A 19,574-nucleotide genomic window follows, 5' to 3' on the forward strand; every position below is an offset into this window, starting at 1 on the left:
GGATGATCAGGCGGCGGTCAGCAAACCCTGACGCTCGATAAAGGCGACGATGTCATCCAGGCCGACGCCGGTTTTCTGGTTGCTGAACACAAAGGGTTTACCGTTGCGCATCCGCTGGGTGTCGCTGTTCATCAGTTCCAGCGAGGCGCCCACCAGCGGCGCCAGGTCGATCTTGTTGATCACCAGCAAGTCGGATTTGCAGATGCCCGGCCCGCCTTTGCGCGGCAGTTTGTCGCCGGCGGACACATCGATGACATAGATGGTCAGGTCCGACAGTTCCGGGCTGAAGGTCGCCGACAGGTTGTCGCCGCCGGACTCCACCAGGATCAGGTCCAGGCCAGGAAAGCGACGGTTGAGCTGGTCCACCGCTTCGAGGTTGATCGAGGCATCTTCACGAATCGCCGTGTGCGGGCAGCCGCCGGTTTCCACGCCGATGATGCGCTCAGGCGCCAAGGCTTGGTTGCGTACCAGGAAGTCGGCGTCTTCGCGGGTATAGATATCGTTGGTGACCACCGCCAGGTTGTAGCGGTCGCGCAGCGCGAGGCACAGGGCCAGGGTCAGCGCGGTCTTGCCGGAGCCCACCGGGCCACCGATACCGACACGCAGGGGTTGTGTGTTCATGTGTCTCTCCAAGATAAACCGCTCCTAGGAACGGAACAGGCGGCTGTACTGGCGTTCGTGGGCCATACACGCCAGGGACAGGCCGAACGCGGCGCTGCCGAAGTGGTTGGGGTCGATATGCGTGGCATCCTGCTGGGCTTGTTGCAGCAACGGCAGCAGTTCGCTGGTCAGGCGTTGAGCGGCCTGCTGCCCCAGGGGCAGGGTTTTCATCAGCACGGCCAATTGGTTTTCCAGCCAGCTCCACAGCCAGGCGGCGAGGGCGTCGTCGGGGCTGATGTGCCAGGCGCGTGCCGCCAGCGCCCAGCCCAGGGCCAGATGCGGTTCGGCGCACGGCTCAAGAAATGTACGAGCGGCGGCATCCAGCTCGGGCAGGCCGTTGAGCAGTTGTTGCAGGGAATAGCCCATCTGGCGGCTTTCCTGATACAGCTCGCGGGTCTCACGGCTGGCGCGATGTTCTTCGCATAGCTGCGTGAGGCGCGACCAATCCTGTGCGGCGGCGGCGTTGCAATGGGCGAGCAGCAGCGGCGCTTCGAAGCGGGCGAGGTTGAGCAGCAACTGGTCGCTGATCCATCGCTGGGCGCTGGCCGCATCCTTCACCCGGCCATTTTCCACGGCCATTTCCAGGCCCTGGGAATAGCTGTAGCCGCCAATCGGCAATTGCGGACTGGCCAGGCGCAGCAAGGCCCAGGCTGGGTTCATGGGCGCACGCCGAACTGGTGCAGTTTGGGCGGGTAGTTGAAATCCTCATCGCCATGGCGCGAGTGGTGGTGGCCACCGCCGTAGGCACCGTGCTCCGGCTGAAAGGGCGCTTCGATGGTTTGCGTCTGCGCCCCCAGTTGTTCGAGCATGGCCTTGAGCACGTAGTCGTCGAGCAGGCGCAACCAGCCGTCCCCGACCTGCAGCGCCACATGGCGGTTGCCCAGGTGGTAAGCCGCCCGCGTCAGTTCAAAGGCACTGCTGCAGGTGACGTGCAGCAGTTGTTCAGGCCTGGCGCACACGCGTACGACGCGTCCGTCTTCGGCCTGCAGGAATTCGCCATCGTGCAACGGTGGCTGTCCACGCTCCAGGAAAAGGCCGACGTCTTCACCGTCGGCACTGAAACAGCGCAGGCGGCTTTTGCTGCGCGCTTCAAAATTCAGCAGCAACTCGGCGGCCCAGAGGGCTTGGGGGGCGATTCGGCGGTGGATCACCAGCATCAGAAAGCTTCCGGCTAAGAGCGATGAAACAGCTAGAGCAAGGGGCTTGCCAACCTGGATGGGAAGTAGGAATTGCCTGTAGGTAAGTACGGCGGCGCCACCTAATAGGGCGTCGGAATATTCTGAGAGTGGTCCAATTTGGTGCGTTGATAGGCTTGGCGCACCCGTCATGGGCGTTTTCGGATTTGTCCTACAGGTACTCAGGATTTGCCGTTCAAGACGTTACCGACATGATCATTAGGCTGTGCGTCGTGTTTAATCCACTGCGACGTTCATTATGTTTAGATCATTGTGTTGTTTAGTACTCATCAGCCTGTCTTTTGTCATCTCATCGGCTTCGGCTTCGTTGCAGCCCCACCCCAGCTTCAGTACCTCGCTGAAGGAAACGGCAATCGACGATATCGTCGACCGCGCTCATGAACTATTGGGCACGCCGTACAAATGGGGGGGCACGTCAGTGCAACAGGGCTTCGATTGCAGCAGCTTCCTGGTCTACCTGTTCAAGACAGAAGCCCAGATCCAGATACCCCGCACCACGGCCGCGATGCACCGCTCCTCGGCTCCAACCATCAAACGCAACGCCCTCAAGCCTGGCGACGCGGTGTTTTTCAAAGGCAATGGGCGCGGTCAGGTCAGCCATGTCGGCCTTTATATAGGCGAGGGTAAATTCATCCATTCACCGCGCACCGGCAAGAACGTCCGCATCGACTCGTTGAGCAACCGCTACTGGAACAAGAACTACACCACGGCCAAGCGCTTTCACTCAGCGGGCTGATGGCGTCATTCGGTGCTGCCCAGGCCTTGCCAGTGCTTCAAGCCGATAAAGATAAAGCGCAATTGCTGGGTGATTTTTGCCTGGGGCGTGAGGTGCGCGGGCAACGCATGGGCGGGTGGGTCAATGATGTCGGGCAGGGTGGCGAAGACGCTCTTGACGATCAAGTCGGCCATCACATGCAAGCCTTCGGCATCCAGGTGTTGCAGCTTGGGCATCAGGGTGAGGTCCGCCGCCAGGTCGCGGGTGATGTCTTCGCGCAGTGCGCCGATGGCTTGGCGCACGGCCAGGCAACCACCGTATTGCTCGCGTGCCAGAAACAGGAACTGTGAGCGATTGGCCGACACCACGTCCAGAAAGATACGTACCGAGGCGTCAATAATGCCGCCCATCACGAATTCGTTGTGGCGTACCAGGCGAATCGTGGCGCGGAAGGTCTGGCCCACTTCACTCACCAACACCAGGCCTAGCTGGTCCATATCGGCAAAGTGACGGTAGAAGCCGGTAGGCACGATCCCCGCCTTCTTGGCCACTTCGCGCAGGCTCAGGCTGCCAAACCCTCGGCCACCCTCCATCAGATGGCGGGCTGCGTCCATCAGGGCTAGGCGGGTCTGTTGCTTCTGTTCGGCGCGGGGCAGCATGGGCGGGAGGGCTTAAGTCGGCAAGTACAGCGACGCACTCTAGCAAAAGCGCTTTGCCGGCGTCGAACTTGGCGAGAACAATGCGTGACGCGGTCTATATAAAAGCAAAAGCCCGATCGGCTGATCGGGCTTTTTTCTGGGCCACCACGGGCTTAGCTCTGTGCTTGATGCAGTTCTTGCAGACGGTCTGCACCACCTTCAGCAACGCCGTCGGTGTAAGCACGTTTGTTGGCTTGCTCTGCGCCGCCTTCTACCAAACCTTTCTCTTGCAGGCGATCATAGCCACCTTCAGCAACGCCTTCGGTGTAGGCGCGTTTGTTGGCGTGTTCCGAACCATTTTCAGCCACAGCGCCTTTGGCGTAGTCGCGATTTTCGTCTTCTTGCGAACCGCTGCGGGCCAGGGTTTGGCTGGATTGCACCGCTTGGGCTTTGTTCTGTGGAGTCGCTTGTTCGGCGGCTGGCAAGGCAAAAGCACTGGAAGCCAGGACGGACAGCAGTACGGTAGCGAGTATTTGGCGTTTCATGATAGTTGCTCCTTGGGAGGGCGATAAATTGGGTACAGGGCTAATGCTACTCTTGATAAGTCGATATAAAAGTTCATAAACACAATGGTAATAATCAACGGAATTGATTGTTCCGTGCAGAGGCTCTAGCGCGGGCCTCTCCAGCCCGCGCTTTTGCACCGTGGTGGGTATTTTCGACACGAACACGGGTAACAATGGTGCGCCGTTGATGATGGAAATTGTCTGTTCGGTCAGAAAAATAGCTTTTTGCGGCTAAAACCGCAGACCGGTTAAACCCCCAGGCGGTTTGCCAGTCACAGCTTTATAAGCGGCTCCAAAGGAGCTGCCTTGCCAGTCGTATTCAGGAGTCCTGTGCAATGACGCGCACTCGTAAAATTGTGGTTTGGAGCTGCGCCAGCTTCGTTCTGTTAATCGCCGTGGTGGTAGTGGTCCTGGCATTCTTTGACTGGAACCGTATCAAGCCGCCCCTCAATGCCAAAGTCTCCGAAGAACTGCATCGCCCGTTCGCCATCAACGGCAACCTCGCGGTGGTGTGGCAGCGTGAGCCCGATGAAGGTGGTTGGCGCGCCTGGGTACCGTGGCCTCATGTGATCGCCGAAGACCTGACCCTGGGCAACCCCGACTGGTCGAAAAAGCCGCAGATGGTCACGCTCAAGAAAGTCGAGTTGCGTATTTCGCCGCTGGCGTTGCTGGTGCAGCGCGTGGTGATCCCGCGTATCGACCTCACTGAGCCGAGTGCCGACTTGCAACGCCTGGCCGATGGCCGCGCCAACTGGACGTTCAAGTTCGACCCCAAGGATCCGAATGCCGAACCTTCGAGCTGGGTGGTGGACATCGGTGCCATCGGCTTCGACAAAGGTCATGTGACCCTTGACGACCAAACCCTCAAGACCCAGCTGGACGTCATCATCGATCCACTGGGTAAACCCATCCCTTTCGGTGAGATTGTCGGCGATGCCGATGCCAAGAAGGCCCTGGAAAAAGGCTCGGCGCCCCAGGACTATGCGTTCGGGCTCAAGGTCAAAGGCCAGTATCACGGCCAGAAACTCGACGGCACCGGCAAGATCGGTGGCCTGCTGGCGTTGCAGGACGCCGCCAAGCCATTCCCGTTGCAGGCCCAGGTGCAGGTGGCCGACACCCGTATAGCGCTGGCCGGCACCCTCACCGATCCGCTGAACCTCGGCGCCCTTGACCTGCGCCTGAAACTCTCCGGCAGCAGCCTGGGCAACCTGTACCCGTTGACCGGCGTAACCCTGCCGGACTCCCCGGCCTATTCCACCGACGGTCACCTGATCGCCAAGCTGCATGAAGCCAGCGGCGCGTCCTTTCGCTACGAAAACTTCAACGGCAAGATCGGCAACAGCGATATCCACGGCGACCTGGGCTATGTAGCCAGCCAGCCACGGCCAAAGCTCACGGGCACTTTGCTCTCCAACCAACTGTTGATGGCCGACCTCGCGCCCTTGATCGGCGCGGACTCCAATGCCAAGCAGAAAGCCCGTGGCGGCGCGAGCAAGCAGCCGGCAACTAAGGTCCTGCCGGTGGAAGAGTTCCGCACCGACCGCTGGCACGATATGGATGCCGACGTGGAGTTCACCGGCAAACGCATCGTGCACAGTGCCGAGCTGCCCTTCACCGACCTCTATACGCATCTGGTGCTCAATGACGGCCAGCTCAGCCTCGAACCCCTGCGTTTCGGCGTGGCGGGCGGCAAGCTGGATGCGCAGATTCGCCTGAACGGCCGCACCACACCGATGGAAGGCCGCGCCAAACTCACCGCGCGCAACTTCAAGCTCAAGCAGTTATTCCCCACCTTCGAACCGATGAAAACCAGCTTTGGTGAACTCAACGGCGACGCGGATATCGCCGGGCGCGGCAACTCCGTGGCGGCGCTGCTGGGCACCTCCAACGGCGACTTGAAGATGTTGATCAACGATGGCGCCATCAGCCGTGGCCTGATGGAGATCGCCGGGCTTAACGTGGGCAATTACGTGGTGGGTCGCTTGTTCGGCGACAAGGAAGTGAAGATCAATTGCGCGGCGGCCGATTTCGGCATCAAGACCGGCTTGGCGACCACGCGGCTGTTTGTGTTCGATACCGAGAACGCCATCATCTACATCGATGGCACGGCGAATATGGCCACGGAGCAGTTGGACCTGACCATCACGCCGGAATCGAAAGGCTTCCGCCTGTTCTCCCTGCGTTCACCGTTGTACGTCAATGGGCCGTTCATCAAGCCCAACGCCGGGGTAAAAGCCATTCCGCTGGCCTTGCGGGGGGCGGGGATGGTGGCGCTGGGTGTGATCGCGGGGCCCGCTGCGGGGTTGCTGGCGTTGGTCGCACCGAGTGGCGATGAACCCAACCAGTGCGCGCCGTTGCTGCAGCAGATGAAGGAAGGCAAGGCGCCGAAAACCGTAAAAGGTTAAGGCACCCAATCTCCATCCAAAATGTGGGAGGGGGCTTGCTCCCGATGGCGGTGAGTCAGTCAATTGCGATATCGACTGATTCACCCTCATCGGGAGCAAGCCCCCTCCCACAGAGACAGCGTTAAGCCTTAGCTGACTGGCATTAAGGCAAGCCCCCTCCCATATTGGCCATGCATGTTGCCGGGTTACAGGCTTTCCAGAATGTCGGCCATGTCGTCGGCATGCTCTTCTTCCTGGGCGAGGATTTCTTCGAAGAGGCGGCGGGTGGTCGGGTCTTTATCGCCGATGTACTGGATGATTTCGCGGTAGCTGTCCACTGCGATACGCTCGGCCACCAGGTCTTCGTAGACCATCTCTTTCAGCGAGTTGCCGGCCACGTACTGGGCGTGGGAGTTTTTCGTCAGCAGGTCCGGGTTGAACTCCGGCTCACCGCCCAGCTGCACAATGCGTTCGGCAAGTTTGTCGGCGTGCTCGGCTTCCTGGGTCGCGTGTTCAAGGAATTCATCGGCGGCGACGGAGGCTTTGATACCGCTGGCCATGAAGTAGTGACGCTTGTAGCGCAGTACGCAGACCAATTCAGTGGCCAACGAGGCGTTGAGCAAGCGGATGATTTCTTCGCGGTCGGCATCGTAGCCTTCGGTGACGGCACCGTTTTCGACGTTCTGGCGGGCGCGGCTGCGCAGGGTGGCGACGTCGGTCAAATTTGCTTGGGTCATCTCGATCTCCTGGTACTAATCCGGTGTTGCGCCACGCTCTGCCGGCGTGATCGCGTCCAGTTGTGAGTCCCAGGCAAGGGCAAAAGTTTTATCGGATTTATCGACAGCGTCATAAGTCGGACTTGAGGCTGGGCTAGGCTGCAGGCATTGGGTTTCGAGGAAACTTGCCTCATGTCGCATTCGTTGGCCACGCGTTACCCCCTGGTATTGGTCCCCGGCATGCTGGGCTTTGTGCGCCTGGGCGGGTTTCCATACTGGTACGGCATAGTCCCGGCGCTGCAGGCGGGCGGGGCGCAGGTCTTTCCTGTGCAAGTCGCGCCGCTCGATTCCAGCGAGGTGCGCGGCGAGCAATTGCTGGTGCACATCGAGCGCATTCGCCGTGAGACCGGCGCCGACAAGGTCAACCTGATCGGCCACAGCCAGGGCGCGCTCACTGCTCGCTATGCAGCGGCCAAGCACACGGAATGGGTGGCCTCGGTGACCTCGGTGGCCGGCCCCAACCACGGCTCGGAACTGGCCGACCATTTCCATCTCCATTACCCGCCCGAGGGTGTAAAAGGTCGCATCATCAGCTCGCTGTTTCATCTGGTCGCCTGGGGCATGGGCGTGCTGGAGACCGGCTATCGCGGGCCGCGCTTCAAGGCGGATCTGCGCGCCTCGCATCAGTCACTGACTAGCGAGGGCGTAACGCTGTTCAATCGCCAGTACCCACAGGGGCTACCCCAGGCATGGGGCGGGCAGGGCCCGGAGGAGGTCAACGGTGTGCGCTATTACTCGTGGTCGGGCACCTTGCAGCCGGGCATCACCGACCGGGGGCGCAACCTGTTCGACGGGAGCCATCGAAGCTGCCGCTTGTTCGCCCGCAGCTTTGTGCGGGAAAAGGGCCAGTGCGACGGCATGGTCGGGCGCTACAGCTCGCACCTGGGGGTGGTGATCGGTGACGACTATGCCTTGGATCACTTCGATATCGTCAACCAATCCATGGGCCTGGTGGGCAAGGGCGCCGAGCCTATCCGCTTGTTTGTCGAGCATGCGCGGCGCTTGAAGGATGCCGGGGTTTAAAGCGTGATGAGTTCAGGCCGCCCTGACCGGTGTGGTCCAGCGCTCCGACAGAATCACCCCACCCAACGTCAGCAAACCGCCCACCAAGTGATACAGCGCCAACTCTTCTTTCAATACCAACGCTGCGATCAGCGCCGTGATCAACGGCAGCAGGTTGAAAAACAGCGTGGTGCGGCTGGGGCCCAGGGTCTTCACCGAGTGCATCCAGGCCAACGGCGCGAGCATCGAAGCCAGCAAGCAGGCGTACAGCACCAGTGGAATATTCGCCCAGCCCAAGCCGGCCTTGGCCGAGAACAGGAACAGCGGAAACAGCACTACCACGGCCACCAGCACTTGCAGATACAGCAACACCAGCGGTGGCAGGCGCAACTGCCATTTTTTCAACAGGGTGCTGTAGACCGCGTAGGCGAGCGTGGCCACCAGCATCATGCCGTCGCCCAGGTTGACCCCATGTTGCAGCAGCGCGCCCAGGCTGCCGGCCGACACCACCACGACCACGCCGGCAAATGACAGCACCGCACCGGTAAGGGCGCCGAAGGTGAGACGCTGGCCGAGGCTGATGATCGCGGCGGTCAGTGCCATCAACGGCATCAACGACAAGATGATGCCCATGTTGGTCGCGCTCGTCAGGGACGCTGCGTAGTACGCCAGGCTCTGGTACACGGCCATGCCGAGCACGCCGAGGATAAAGACCTTGCCCAGGTTCGGGCGGATGTTCGACCAATGGGCAATCACCGGCTTGAGCATGAACGGGGTGAACAACAGTGCCGCCAGCAGCCAGCGATAAAAGCCGATCTCCGACGGGAAAATCGAGCCCACGGCCAGTTTGTTGACAACGGTGTTGCCGGCCCAGATAAAAATGGCCAGCAGGGGATACGCGTATTGCATCGAGAGAAACCTGGTGTATTGACGAGGCGCGATTATCCGCTGTCTGGATAGCGGCTTATACTGCAAACCAGACAACCGACCCTTGTATCCAGACAACATGGCCAGACATACCGTACGCCTCGCGGATTTCCGCCAGCTGCCAAGCCCCGTGTACTTCCGTTACTCCGATTTCGCCCCCGATACCGAGTGCACCCCACACGAGCACTTCTGGGGATCGCTGGATTATTCCGCCAGCGGCGTCATGCGCATGGAGGTGGCGGGCAGCCGCTTCATGTCGCCCCCGCAGTATGCGGTGTGGGTGCCGCCGCATACCGAGCACAGTTCCTACAATGCCGAGGCGATCGTCTACCATTCGGTGGGCCTGGCCCCGGAGCTCTGCGAGCAACTCCCTGCGCAGCCGTGCACCCTGGCCATCAGTGACATCCTCAAGGCCATCCTGCGCGATTTCGCCCAGCGCGGCGTCAATATCCCGCAGGCCGACGCTGATATTCGCCTGGCCCAGGTGCTGGTCGACCAGCTCAAGCAAGCACCGATCCACGATTGCTTTCTGCCTTACGCACGCCATCCCGGGCTGTTGAGTGTGTTGGAAGGCATGCAAGCCGAGCCCGGCGATAATCGGCCGTTGGCACAATGGGCCGAGCACGTGCACGTCAGCGAGCGCACCCTGGCGCGGCAATTTGTGCGGGAGTTGGGCATGAGCTTCGGTGAGTGGCGCCAGCGTTTGCGCTACCTGGCCGCCATCGAGGCGCTGGACAGCGAACGCAGTGTGCAACACGTCGCTTTTGACCTCGGCTACAGCACCGCGTCGGCCTTCATCGCCATGTTCCAGCGCCACGCCGGTTGCACGCCGGAGCAGTACCGTCGGTCAAATATTCGCGGACGCTGAAGATGTAACAGGTTTTGGCTACACTGCTCGTAGGCCGTGCCCCTTCGGCACGGTAACAGGGAGAAAACTCCATGAAGATGTTGCGTGTTCCGCTGTTGATGATCGGTTTGTTGCTGTGTTCCCAGAGCTTTGCCGAGACCGCTCAGCAAAACAAAATGACCACCTGTAACGCCGATGCCACGACCAAGGCGCTCAAGGGCGATGAGCGCAAAGCCTTCATGAGCACATGCCTCAAGGCCGCCCCGGCTCCGGCTGCGAAAACCCTGACCCCTCAGCAGCAAAAGATGAAAGACTGCAATGCCACGGCGAAAACCCAGGCCTTGACCGGCGATGCGCGCAAGACTTTTATGAGCACTTGCCTGAAGAAGTAATAGCCCCAAGCCATAGAAGGCTGCGACACTCGCACACAGCCCTCTGCTGCCGGGGCGAGCGACTTCGTTCCGGCAGCAACATCCTTTAACGTCGTTCGTTTTGAGGCTGTATGCCAACGTTTTCTCAGCGTCACGTATTGTTGCTGGTCAGTTGCATCATCATTTTCGGCGGGTTGCTGCTGGTCCTGCCATTGAAACTACTGCCTAGCCTGCTGGCGGGTTTGCTGGTGTATGAGCTGGTCAATATGCTCACCCCGCAATTGCAACGGCTGATCGAAGGGCGACGTGCGCGTTGGCTCGCGGTGGCCTTGCTCGGCACATTGATCGTCAGCGTTCTGACGCTGATCTTCGCCGGTGCCATCAGCTTCCTGCTCCACGAAGCGGAAAACCCCGGGGCTTCCCTCGACAAATTCATGGGGGTGGTCGACCGCGCACGCGGCCAGTTGCCGCCGTTCCTCGATGCCTACTTGCCCGCCAGCGCCGCCGAGTTCCGCGTGGCCATCGGCGACTGGCTGAGCAAACACCTGAGCGAACTGCAACTGGTGGGCAAAGATGCCGCCCACATGTTCGTCACCCTGCTGATCGGTATGGTGCTCGGTGCGATCATCGCCTTGCAGCGCGTGCCCGACCTGACCAAACGCAAACCCCTGGCCGCCGCGCTGTTCGACCGTCTGCACCTGCTGGTCCAGGCGTTTCGCAACATCGTCTTCGCCCAGATCAAGATCGCCGCGCTCAACACCGCCTTCACCGCCGTGTTCCTGGCCGTGGTGCTGCCTTTGTGCGGCATCCACCTGCCGTTGACCAAGACCCTGATCGTGCTGACCTTCCTGCTGGGCCTGCTGCCGGTGATCGGCAACCTGCTGTCCAACACCCTGATCACGATCGTGGCGTTGTCGCTGTCGATTTGGGTGGCGGTCGCGGCGTTGGGGTATCTGATCGTGATCCACAAGGTCGAGTACTTTCTCAACGCGCGCATTGTGGGCGGGCAGATCAGCGCCAAATCATGGGAGCTGCTGTTGGCGATGTTGGTATTCGAGGCGGCGTTCGGCTTGCCGGGCGTTGTAGCGGGGCCGATTTACTACGCGTATCTCAAGAGTGAGCTGAAGCTCGGGGGGATGGTTTAAGGCTTGTGCTGTCTGGGCCGGCCCCATCGGGAGCAAGCCCCCTCCCACACTTTGACGAGTGTACACATTCAAGTGTGGGAGGGGGCTTGCTCCCGATGAGGGCGCCACGGTCTTTCAGCTGAAACTCAGTAGCCGTACCGCTTGCTGGCTTCAATCGCCAGCCCACTGCCGATACTGCCGAAGATATTCCCTTCCACATGCCGCGCCTTCGGCAGCATCGCCGAGATGCTCTGGCGCAGTGCCGGAATACCGCTGGAACCGCCGGTAAAGAACACCGTGTCCACCTGTTCGACGCCTACGCAGGCGTCGTTGAGCAACTGCGTCACGCTACCGCGCACCCGCTCCAGCAGGCTGTCGATGGACGACTCGAACAAGGCACGGCTGAGGTCGACGCTCAGGCCTTTTTCGATACGGTCCAGTGGCACATGGCGGTTTTCTTCGTGGGTCAGCTGGATCTTGGTCTCTTCCACTTCCATCGCCAACCAGTGGCCGGCACGCTGTTCGATCAGCTTGAACAGCCGGTCGATGCCGCCGGTGTCTTCGATGTCGTAGCGCATGCTGCCCAGCGCCAGCTGGGATTTTTGCGAGTACACCGAGTTGATGGTGTGCCAAGTCGCCAGGTTCATGTGGTGGCTGGTGGGCATATAGGCACCGCTTTTCATGCGGCTGCCGTAGCCGAACAACGGCATCATGCCGGCCAGCGACAGTTGTTTGTCGAAGTCGGTGCCGCCGATATGCACGCCGCCGGTGGCGAGGATGTCGGCGTGGCGATTATCGACGGTGCGGCGTTCCGGGCTCAGGCGCACCAGGGAAAAGTCTGAAGTACCGCCGCCGATGTCGACGATCAGCACCAACTCTTCTTTTTCGATGGTGGACTCGTAGTCGAATGCCGCCGCAATCGGTTCGTACTGGAACGAGACTTCCTTGAAGCCCAGCTTACGCGCCACCTCCACCAGAGTGTCTTCGGCTTCTTTGTCGGCCAGCGGGTCGTCATCGACGAAGAACACCGGGCGGCCCAGCACAACTTCCTCGAACTCGCGGCCGGCGGTGGCTTCGGCGCGATTCTTGAGCTGGCCGATAAACAGGCCCAGCAAGTCCTTGAACGGCATCGCAGTGCCCAGCACGCTGGTGTCGTGCTTGATCAGCTTGGAGCCCAGCAGGCTCTTGAGCGAGCGCATCAAACGGCCTTCGTAGCCCTCGAGGTACTCGTGCAGGGCCAGGCGGCCGTAGACCGGACGACGTTCCTCGATGTTGAAGAACACCACCGACGGCAGGGTAATCTTGTCGTCTTCCAGCGCGATGAGCGTTTCCATGCCGGGGCGGATCCAGCCGACGGTGGAGTTGGACGTGCCGAAGTCGATGCCGCAGGCACGGGCTGGGGAGGGGCTGTTCATGTCTATCGGGTTCCGGTCGAAAAAACGGCCGCGCAGTGTATGCCAGTCGAAGGCGGATGCGTAGGCCAACGCTCTGTTAAATCGTGCTTGAAAGTGCGCAATTTGCCCCCACATCTGTTGCATACGGCAAGCGCCGATAACACTTTGACGCACTCCCAGGCCACAAGACTCAACAGGTGCAAAGCAGCGCACGTTGTGCCCCGGGCTGTGCGATCCCGATTTAGGATGGTGAACCGCCGATGGATTTCAAAGACTACTACAAGATATTGGGCGTTGAGCCGAGCGCGGACGACAAGGCAATCAAGGCCGCTTATCGCAAGCTCGCGCGCAAATATCACCCTGATGTGAGCAAGGAAAAAGACGCCGAGGAGAAATTCAAAGACGCGTCCGAAGCCTACGAGGCGCTCAAAAGCGCCGACAAACGTGCCGAGTACGATGAACTGCGCAAGTACGGCCAGCATGGCCAGCCGTTTCAGGGGCCGCCGGGCTGGCAGAGCCGTGGCGGTTTCGGCGGCGGCCAGGATGCGGGCGATTTTTCGGACTTCTTCAGTTCGATCTTCGGCTCGCGTGGCGACGCTTTCGGCGGTGGCCAGCGCCGACCTGCCGGGCGTAAAGGCCAGGACGTGGAGATGCAACTGACGGTGTCCCTCGAGGAGACGCTGTCTGCCGAGTCCAAGCAGATCAACTTCCAGGTGCCGCAATACGACGCCTCGGGCCGTCACGTCAGCAACACCACCAAGAGTCTGAATGTGAAGATCCCCGCCGGCGTGGCCGACGGCGAGCGCATCCGCCTCAAGGCGCAGGGCGCACCGGGTATTGGCGGCGGGGCCAATGGCGACCTGTACCTGATCATCAAGTTCGCGCCGCACGCCAAATTTGAAGTGGACGGCGAAAACCTGGTGATCAACCTGCCGCTGGCGCCATGGGAATTGGCGCTGGGTGCCGAGGTAGCGGTGCCGACCCTCACCGGCAAGATCAACCTCAAGGTGCCGGCCGGCAGCCAAAATGGCCAGCGCATGCGCGCCAAGGGCCACGGTTTGCTGAACAAGGCCGGGCAGCGGGGTTACCTGTTCGTGCAGCTCAAGGCGGTGATGCCGAAGGCGGCTGACGATGAGGTCAAGGCGCTGTGGCAAGAGCTGGCGCAGAAAGCCGCGTTCAACCCGCGCGAAAACTTCTGACCCTCAGTGCAGCGCCCCGGCGGGGGGGCGCTGCATGGCGACAACTATCTACGCCCGACCGCCGCGATTGACGTGATGTGCTAGCGCTCCCATCTATTGGAGCGACACCATGCCCGACGTCACCCGCCCTGCCGTTTCATCCGGCATTCACGGCGCTTTCCTCACGCGCGCCATCCCGCCCTGGTTTTCCCAGGCTCGCCTGCCCCGCCAGCAAGCACTGGCCGACCATGCCCTGGTCATCCCCGCCTGGTACATCAAGGCCACCGCCGCACAAAAAAGCGCCTTGGCCGCCAGCCATGCCAAATACCGCACGGTCTTCAATCAGGTCGACGCTACGCTTGCGACGATCCAGGATGTCCAGGCATTCGCCGAACCGCTGCTCAAGGCCGCGATCAAGGAGCGTTTCAAGCTCGATATAGACGTGCGCAACGTCTACCTGGCGCGCAAATTCGCGCCCGGCGCCCGTAATGACTTCTATGGTTTTTTCAGCTTTGACCGCACCCGCACATCGCCGCTGGATGAGGAGTACCGGGGCGTATCGTTGTTGGAGGTGGCGCTGGCCAACTTCCTGCCCGAAGAAGAACACCCGGCGCGTTGCGCCGATTGCGAAATCATCACCGGTTGGAGTGACTACGACGGTGAGGTCATTGCCGACTTCGCAGCGGTCAACTCCCAGGCCAAACCCATTGCGTCCGCCGCGTTCGCCAAGCTGTGCCGCAGCCTGGATCTGGGCCGCCAGTATCAACAGCACATCAAGACCATCCTGCAACCCAGGGGGGTGATTGAACGCCAGGCGCTCGCCGGTCAGTTGCAGGAGCACCAGCGCCAGCAATTGGCGCTCAGCACTGAAATCGCCTGGCAGCAATTTGCCAAGAAGCCCGACAGCGACCTGGTCGGCGCAGGGATCAGCAGCGCTGTTTACCAGATGCTCAAGCAGGTCCTGGCCGCCAATGCCGCCCCGACGCTGGACAGTCGCCCCGTCACTTTCGCCAACCTGCAGTTGCTCGAGGTGGAACTGGTCGGCCCGCTGCTGATCGGCCCCTCGCGCATCCGTGCGGCGCGCGTTGAGCGCCTGGCGGTGTATCTGCCCGATGACCCGCAGCAGCCGCTGAAGGAGTACGCCAACCTGTACGAGTTCCTGGCCGACCTGGGTGGCCGCTTGAAAGATACGGAGTACCGGCGCTATTTCAGCCGGTTCGTGCCGGTGTCTCAACAAGGTGAGTTCTTCCGACAGCTCAATGCGTTGTATCAGTCGTCGCGGCTGCCTCAACCGCCTGACTGGCGGATGGGCGAAGCGACCATCAAGGGCGATCTGTGGCAGCACCGCTACCAGGCCAGTGTCGACAAGATCCTTGCCGATGCCCGCGCCGTGGCAGTGCCCACCGATGACGAAGACGCCAAGGCCCGGGCAGCGCGAATGCAGGGATTCAAGGACGCCGTGGTCAGCGTGTTCAACCTGGCCTCCTTTGTGGTGCCGGGCCTGGGGCCGATCATGCTGGCGGTGGGCGCGGTGCAGATGTGCGAAGAAGTGTATGAAGGCATCGAAGCCTACGAACAAAGCGAAATCCGCGAAATGTGGGCGCACTTTTCCAGTATTGCGCTGAACGTGGCCATGCTTGCCACCGGCGCTACGGTACTGCCCCAAGTGCAAATGTCCGGCGTGGTGGATGCGCTCAGGCCGGTGATCCTGGCCGACGGCAAGCAAAAGCTGTGGCGGGCGGACCTGTCGGTGTATCACCAGGACCTCAAGCTTGAGGGCCAGGCCAACCCGCTGGGGCAGTATGCAGTCGCCGGCAAACATTATCTGCGCCTGGGCGACAAGGTGGTCGAGCACGCCTTTGATGAGTCGACGCAGCGCTGGCGCATCCAACACCCCAGTGATGCACTGGCCTATCAACCGCCACTGGTGCATAACGGCGCCGGTGCCTGGCGCCAGGTGCATGAGCAGCCGCTGGCGTGGGACCGCCTGACGTTACTGCGGCGTATGGGGCCGATTGTCGAAGGCTACAGTGACGACGCGTTGCTCAGGGCCGCCGATATCAGCGGGGTCAGCGACAGCAGCCTGCGCAAGATGCATCTGGACAACGCCGCGCCGCCGCCTGAGTTGGACGATACCCTGCGTCTGTTCGAGGCCGAACGAGGCGTGCAGCAGGTCTTGGCGCAGTTGGAGGGCAAGCAGCCGATCGATGAGCGTTACCTGTACGCCCCGGCACTGGTCTGCGAATTACCGCGCTGGCCCGTGGGGCGAGTGCTGCAAGTGTTCGAGAGCGCCGAGCTGAGCGGCCCTTCGATTCAATACGGCAGCCAGCATTTACCTTCGGGGAGCACGGCCAAGGCGCCGATCAAAATCAGCCGCGCCGACGTGCTCGGCGGCCAGCTGCCGGTGCGTCTTCTGGCGTCCCTCGATGAGGTGGAAGTCACCCGTTTACTGGGCGGTGAAGCGGCCCGTGTCGAAGCCGCCCGGCCCGAGGAGTTACGCAAGCAGTTGGCCGACTTTGCCCGTACCCGCCAGCCGGCGTTGTTCGAAAGCCTCTACCAAGGCCGAGCGGCCAAGGACCCCGATGTACAGAAACTGCAGCGCCTGACCCCAGGTTTAAGTGAACCGGCGGCGCAAAGTGTGCTGGACCACGCCTCTGCTGAAGAGTTGACCCGCCTGCGCACTGCGCGCGCGCCTCTGTCACTGTTGGAACAATCACGTTGGCATGCACGCCAGGGGCGCGTCAGCCGAGCACTGGCCGGATTGCACATGGACAACCTGGCCGCCACTGACAGCAAACGCCTGGCCCTGCATGCCCTGGGCCAATTGCCGGGCTGGCCGGAGGACCTGCGCCTGGAAATCCGCGACGGCGGCATCGATGGGCAGTTAATTGCAGGCGTTGGCGACATCCGTGCCACGCAGCGCAAATACCTGGTCAAGAAAGGCCCGTCCTACCAGGCCTTCAACGAGCGTGGCGAAACCCTCAACAGCGTACCGAGGGACAGCGACAATTTTTACCCGTCGTTGATGCATGCCTTGCCGGATGCCGCCCGCCAGGCCTTGGGCATTGCCGAGGTGGCCCGCAGTGCCGAGTTGCGCCAGGCGATCACCGAGTATGCGCTCGCCCACCCGGCCGACGCGGTGCAGGTCCTCGACAGGCGCCTGCCGCGCCTGCGACCGCCGCAGCGTATCGGCCGGATGCGTTTGGGCTACCCGGCCAGTGGTCGCGGGGAAGGGCAAGCGCCGGCACTGGTCAGACGAGTGCGTGACGTTTACCCGCAACTGACGGAGCAGCAGGCCAACGGGTTTATCCTCGAACAACTGCGCGCGGGTAAGAGCAACTCGCAAATTCTCAGCCTGCTTGATGATCGCCTGAGCGAATGGCAACGCCTGGAAGCCAGGCTCGACCAGTGGGTTGCCGCACGTGGTGGTAACCGCAGAAGCAAGCAGCGCGCAGCCCTGAGCATCAAGGACAGTTGGCGCAACGCGCCGCTGGCCGCCGAAGACCCGCGCTATACGGCACTGGAAATCTCGGCCCAGGATCGACTGCCGGCGTTATTGGATGCCGATTTTTCCCATGTGCGTAAGTTGCGGATTAGCGGGGATACCCCAACGGATCGCGACATCAACCAGATGCTGGAGCGTTTTCCCAATGTGCGCGAACTCAGGCTGGATGTGCCCTCGGAGCGTGTACCCCATCTACCCTCGGGCGTGCATCGCCTGCCCGAGCTGAGGGCGCTGACCCTCGACGGCCTCGTGGAATTCCAACCCCAAGCGGCCGCCGAAGTGGCGAGCCTGGTCAACCTGCGTTCGCTGAAGCTGCATCGCGTACTCACCTCGTTCGATCATCTGGACGTTCGCCCGCTGACCCAGCTGCGCGAACTGACGATTTCCGACACCCACCAGGGCCACTTTCCAGAAAGCGCGTTGGACCTGCCTCAACTCGGACGCCTGAACTTGCAATACTCGACCGTGCGGCAATTGCCTGCGCGTCTGCTCCAGCCGGGGCATGAAAAGCTTTGGGCGGGCCTGTCACTGGACTGGTCGAAATTGACGCGAGAAAACTTCAAACCGGCTTATGAGTACATCAAGAACCACCCCCAGCACGAGGTCGACCTGGAGCACATGGTGGCCGGGTATGCCATGGGCCAGATCGAGCGAATGGGCCAGTTCATTGCGCCGGTCACGTACCACCCGAGCTCGCGTCTGTATGTCTTGATCGACAGGATTGTCGATCGCTGGCCGGACGCCCAGGCCCGCTTCGAAGCCGTCGAGGCGTTCAGCGATGAATACGCAGCGCAGTTGCGTGAACTGGAGCAATGGCATGACAGGGGGACGTCAGTGGCGGTGAGGTCGGGCAGGCAACAAACGATGCGGATGTTCATGGCTTGTTGGGTTGAAGGCTTGATGAAGCGCTACGACGTATCAGGTTTTTCCACGGGCCTGGACCTCTCCGGCGTACCCACTGACGAACTGCGGGACCTGCCTGTCCTCAGCGGTGATTTCTCCCATGTGACTGAGCTGGTAATGGGAGCGGAGCGGTCTCTTTGGCAGTTGAACTACGATTTTCGCAACAGCTTTTCCGGCGTACCGCCTCTGGATACCCTCTACAGGCAAACGCCGGAATCGGGTGCGTCATCGAGGCCCATGCTTTGGCCGTCCAGGGTCAGAGAAAGGAACGAGACACCGCTTGCTCCGACGCCTGAGCCTTTGAATTGGGCGACTGGGATTCCACGGCCGGACTACCACATTGACAGCACGGATGATTCGCCTCTCGGCAGCCCCCCGTCCAGCCCTCGTGTAATGAGACCGATGCAGCGCGCAAGGACCCTGCCGGATATTGAACCGGATAGCGATGAAGAGACCTTGGGAACTCATGTGTCATCTGCTCAAGGCTACGAGGTGCTTGCGCAGAATGACTCCGGTGTTTCGGAGTTGTTGCCCTGGGTCTTCAGTTTGTCTGTGCCCGAAAATCACGTGCGCAGTAAGCAGTGGCTGCAATTGGCAAGCGAGCCCGACAACCAGGCGTTTTTCCATTTGCTGGCCCGGCTGCGGTTATCCGCAGACTATCGCGCGGACTCCGACGACCTGACCCGCCGCGTATGGACGGTGATCGAGGCCGCCACTGCCAATACCGAATTGCGTCAATTGCTGTTCAGCCTGTCGAGCACGCACGGTACCTGCGCGGACGGACGCATGCTGACCTTCAGCGAGCTGGAAGTGAAGGTGTTCGAGTACCAGGCGGTACAGGCGATCGACCCGCATGACCTACCGGCCAGAGGCGCGGCGTTGCTGCACCTGTCGCGGCGCCTGTTTCGCCTGGGCGAAGTGGAGAAACTGGCGGATGGGGTGGCGGGGCCGCATGTGGACAAGGCCGAAGTGCGCCTTGAATACCGCCTTGGCCTCAAGGCCCCACTGGACTTGCCCGGGCAGCCGCAGGGCATGCTCTCCGGCCTGCCCATCCGGGGTCAGGTGCTGAAACAGGCGATTGAAATCGTACAGCAGGCCGAACAGGGCGAGCCGTTTTACGAAGACCTGATCAGCCGCAGCTACTGGGTGGATTACCTCAAGGCCAGATACCCCGAGTCGTTCGACACCCTCGAGCGCGAGTCCGAGCAGCGTCGCTCGCGCCTGGAGGATGAGCATCAGGCCCTGGACGAAGCCTACGGTGCGGCGGTGACCGCGCTGCAGATCGAACTCGACACAACGCGCAACCAACGGCTGCTGGCCTTATCACGCCAGGAAGTCGCAGCCCTCGACGCCGCCGCCTGAGACGGCAGTTCAGTGCCGCTGTGCGG

Annotated in this window: 16 protein-coding genes; 8 read left to right on the forward strand and 8 right to left on the reverse strand. The window is 61.4% G+C overall.

The window, feature by feature from the left end; all coding sequences use genetic code 11:
• Nucleotides 1–6: 6 nt before the first annotated feature.
• From ureG to ureE, 3 genes are read right to left on the reverse strand one after another with little or no spacing between them, the layout of a single operon-like run.
• Nucleotides 7–621 (reverse strand): urease accessory protein UreG, encoded by a 615-nt coding sequence (gene ureG, locus JBE38_RS09480; protein ID WP_003188109.1) that lies wholly within the window; start codon nucleotides 619–621, stop codon nucleotides 7–9.
• Nucleotides 622–645: 24 nt separating this feature from the next.
• Nucleotides 646–1,320: an urease accessory protein UreF gene (locus JBE38_RS09485; RefSeq protein WP_090367105.1), complete on the reverse strand. Its 675-nt coding sequence runs from the start codon at nucleotides 1,318–1,320 to the stop codon at nucleotides 646–648.
• Nucleotides 1,317–1,817, reverse strand: a complete 501-nt coding sequence (gene ureE, locus JBE38_RS09490; RefSeq protein ID WP_060755073.1) for an urease accessory protein UreE — start codon at nucleotides 1,815–1,817, stop codon at nucleotides 1,317–1,319. Before ureE ends, JBE38_RS09485 begins: the two co-directional genes overlap by 4 nt.
• Before the next feature lie 277 nt (nucleotides 1,818–2,094).
• Here ureE and JBE38_RS09495 point away from each other — a divergent pair, with 277 nt between their 5' ends.
• Nucleotides 2,095–2,592: a C40 family peptidase gene (locus JBE38_RS09495; RefSeq protein ID WP_205344180.1), complete on the forward strand. Its 498-nt coding sequence runs from the start codon at nucleotides 2,095–2,097 to the stop codon at nucleotides 2,590–2,592.
• A gap of 5 nt (nucleotides 2,593–2,597) precedes the next feature.
• Here JBE38_RS09495 and JBE38_RS09500 read toward each other — a convergent pair whose 3' ends face one another.
• On the reverse strand, nucleotides 2,598–3,230 hold the full coding sequence (locus JBE38_RS09500; protein ID WP_090367101.1) for a TetR family transcriptional regulator: 633 nt from the start codon (nucleotides 3,228–3,230) through the stop codon (nucleotides 2,598–2,600).
• 152 nt (nucleotides 3,231–3,382) lie between these two features.
• The gene (locus tag JBE38_RS09505; protein ID WP_060755070.1) at nucleotides 3,383–3,754 is read right to left on the reverse strand and encodes a hypothetical protein; all 372 of its coding nucleotides are present in this window, start codon (nucleotides 3,752–3,754) and stop codon (nucleotides 3,383–3,385) included.
• Between the two features lie 356 nt (nucleotides 3,755–4,110).
• On the opposite strand from JBE38_RS09505, the gene JBE38_RS09510 reads away from it, so the two are divergent.
• Complete coding sequence (locus JBE38_RS09510; protein WP_090367099.1) at nucleotides 4,111–6,180, forward strand: AsmA family protein; 2,070 nt, start codon at nucleotides 4,111–4,113, stop codon at nucleotides 6,178–6,180.
• A 185-nt stretch (nucleotides 6,181–6,365) separates the two neighbouring features.
• Here JBE38_RS09510 and JBE38_RS09515 read toward each other — a convergent pair whose 3' ends face one another.
• Nucleotides 6,366–6,896, reverse strand: coding sequence for a ferritin-like domain-containing protein (locus tag JBE38_RS09515; RefSeq protein ID WP_060755068.1), 531 nt, complete (start codon nucleotides 6,894–6,896; stop codon nucleotides 6,366–6,368).
• 171 nt (nucleotides 6,897–7,067) lie between these two features.
• On the opposite strand from JBE38_RS09515, the gene JBE38_RS09520 reads away from it, so the two are divergent.
• Nucleotides 7,068–7,958: an esterase/lipase family protein gene (locus JBE38_RS09520; protein WP_205344181.1), complete on the forward strand. Its 891-nt coding sequence runs from the start codon at nucleotides 7,068–7,070 to the stop codon at nucleotides 7,956–7,958.
• A 12-nt stretch (nucleotides 7,959–7,970) separates the two neighbouring features.
• Here the strand turns inward: JBE38_RS09520 and JBE38_RS09525 are convergent, their stop codons facing one another.
• Complete coding sequence (locus JBE38_RS09525; protein WP_060755064.1) at nucleotides 7,971–8,846, reverse strand: DMT family transporter; 876 nt, start codon at nucleotides 8,844–8,846, stop codon at nucleotides 7,971–7,973.
• Between the two features lie 97 nt (nucleotides 8,847–8,943).
• Between JBE38_RS09525 and JBE38_RS09530 the strand changes: the two genes are divergently transcribed.
• The 3 genes from JBE38_RS09530 to JBE38_RS09540 all read left to right on the forward strand — a co-directional run bounded on the left by JBE38_RS09530 (nucleotide 8,944) and on the right by JBE38_RS09540 (nucleotide 11,227).
• Complete coding sequence (locus JBE38_RS09530) at nucleotides 8,944–9,732, forward strand: AraC family transcriptional regulator (protein WP_090367096.1); 789 nt, start codon at nucleotides 8,944–8,946, stop codon at nucleotides 9,730–9,732.
• 71 nt (nucleotides 9,733–9,803) lie between these two features.
• Nucleotides 9,804–10,103, forward strand: coding sequence for a PsiF family protein (locus JBE38_RS09535; protein ID WP_060755062.1), 300 nt, complete (start codon nucleotides 9,804–9,806; stop codon nucleotides 10,101–10,103).
• A gap of 110 nt (nucleotides 10,104–10,213) precedes the next feature.
• Entirely contained in the window at nucleotides 10,214–11,227 is a 1,014-nt protein-coding gene (locus JBE38_RS09540; RefSeq protein WP_090367095.1) for an AI-2E family transporter, read from the forward strand.
• A gap of 125 nt (nucleotides 11,228–11,352) precedes the next feature.
• Here JBE38_RS09540 and JBE38_RS09545 read toward each other — a convergent pair whose 3' ends face one another.
• Entirely contained in the window at nucleotides 11,353–12,621 is a 1,269-nt protein-coding gene (locus JBE38_RS09545; RefSeq protein ID WP_060755060.1) for an Hsp70 family protein, read from the reverse strand.
• 239 nt (nucleotides 12,622–12,860) lie between these two features.
• Here JBE38_RS09545 and JBE38_RS09550 point away from each other — a divergent pair, with 239 nt between their 5' ends.
• Together JBE38_RS09550 and JBE38_RS09555 are read left to right on the forward strand one after the other, a co-directional pair.
• The gene (locus JBE38_RS09550) at nucleotides 12,861–13,799 is read left to right on the forward strand and encodes a DnaJ C-terminal domain-containing protein (protein WP_090367094.1); all 939 of its coding nucleotides are present in this window, start codon (nucleotides 12,861–12,863) and stop codon (nucleotides 13,797–13,799) included.
• A gap of 109 nt (nucleotides 13,800–13,908) precedes the next feature.
• Nucleotides 13,909–19,548: an NEL-type E3 ubiquitin ligase domain-containing protein gene (locus JBE38_RS09555; protein ID WP_205344182.1), complete on the forward strand. Its 5,640-nt coding sequence runs from the start codon at nucleotides 13,909–13,911 to the stop codon at nucleotides 19,546–19,548.
• Nucleotides 19,549–19,574 lie beyond the last annotated feature (26 nt).

It is taken from the genome of Pseudomonas sp. ICBG1301, from assembly GCF_016918385.1.
GTDB lineage: Bacteria > Pseudomonadota > Gammaproteobacteria > Pseudomonadales > Pseudomonadaceae > Aquipseudomonas > Aquipseudomonas palleroniana.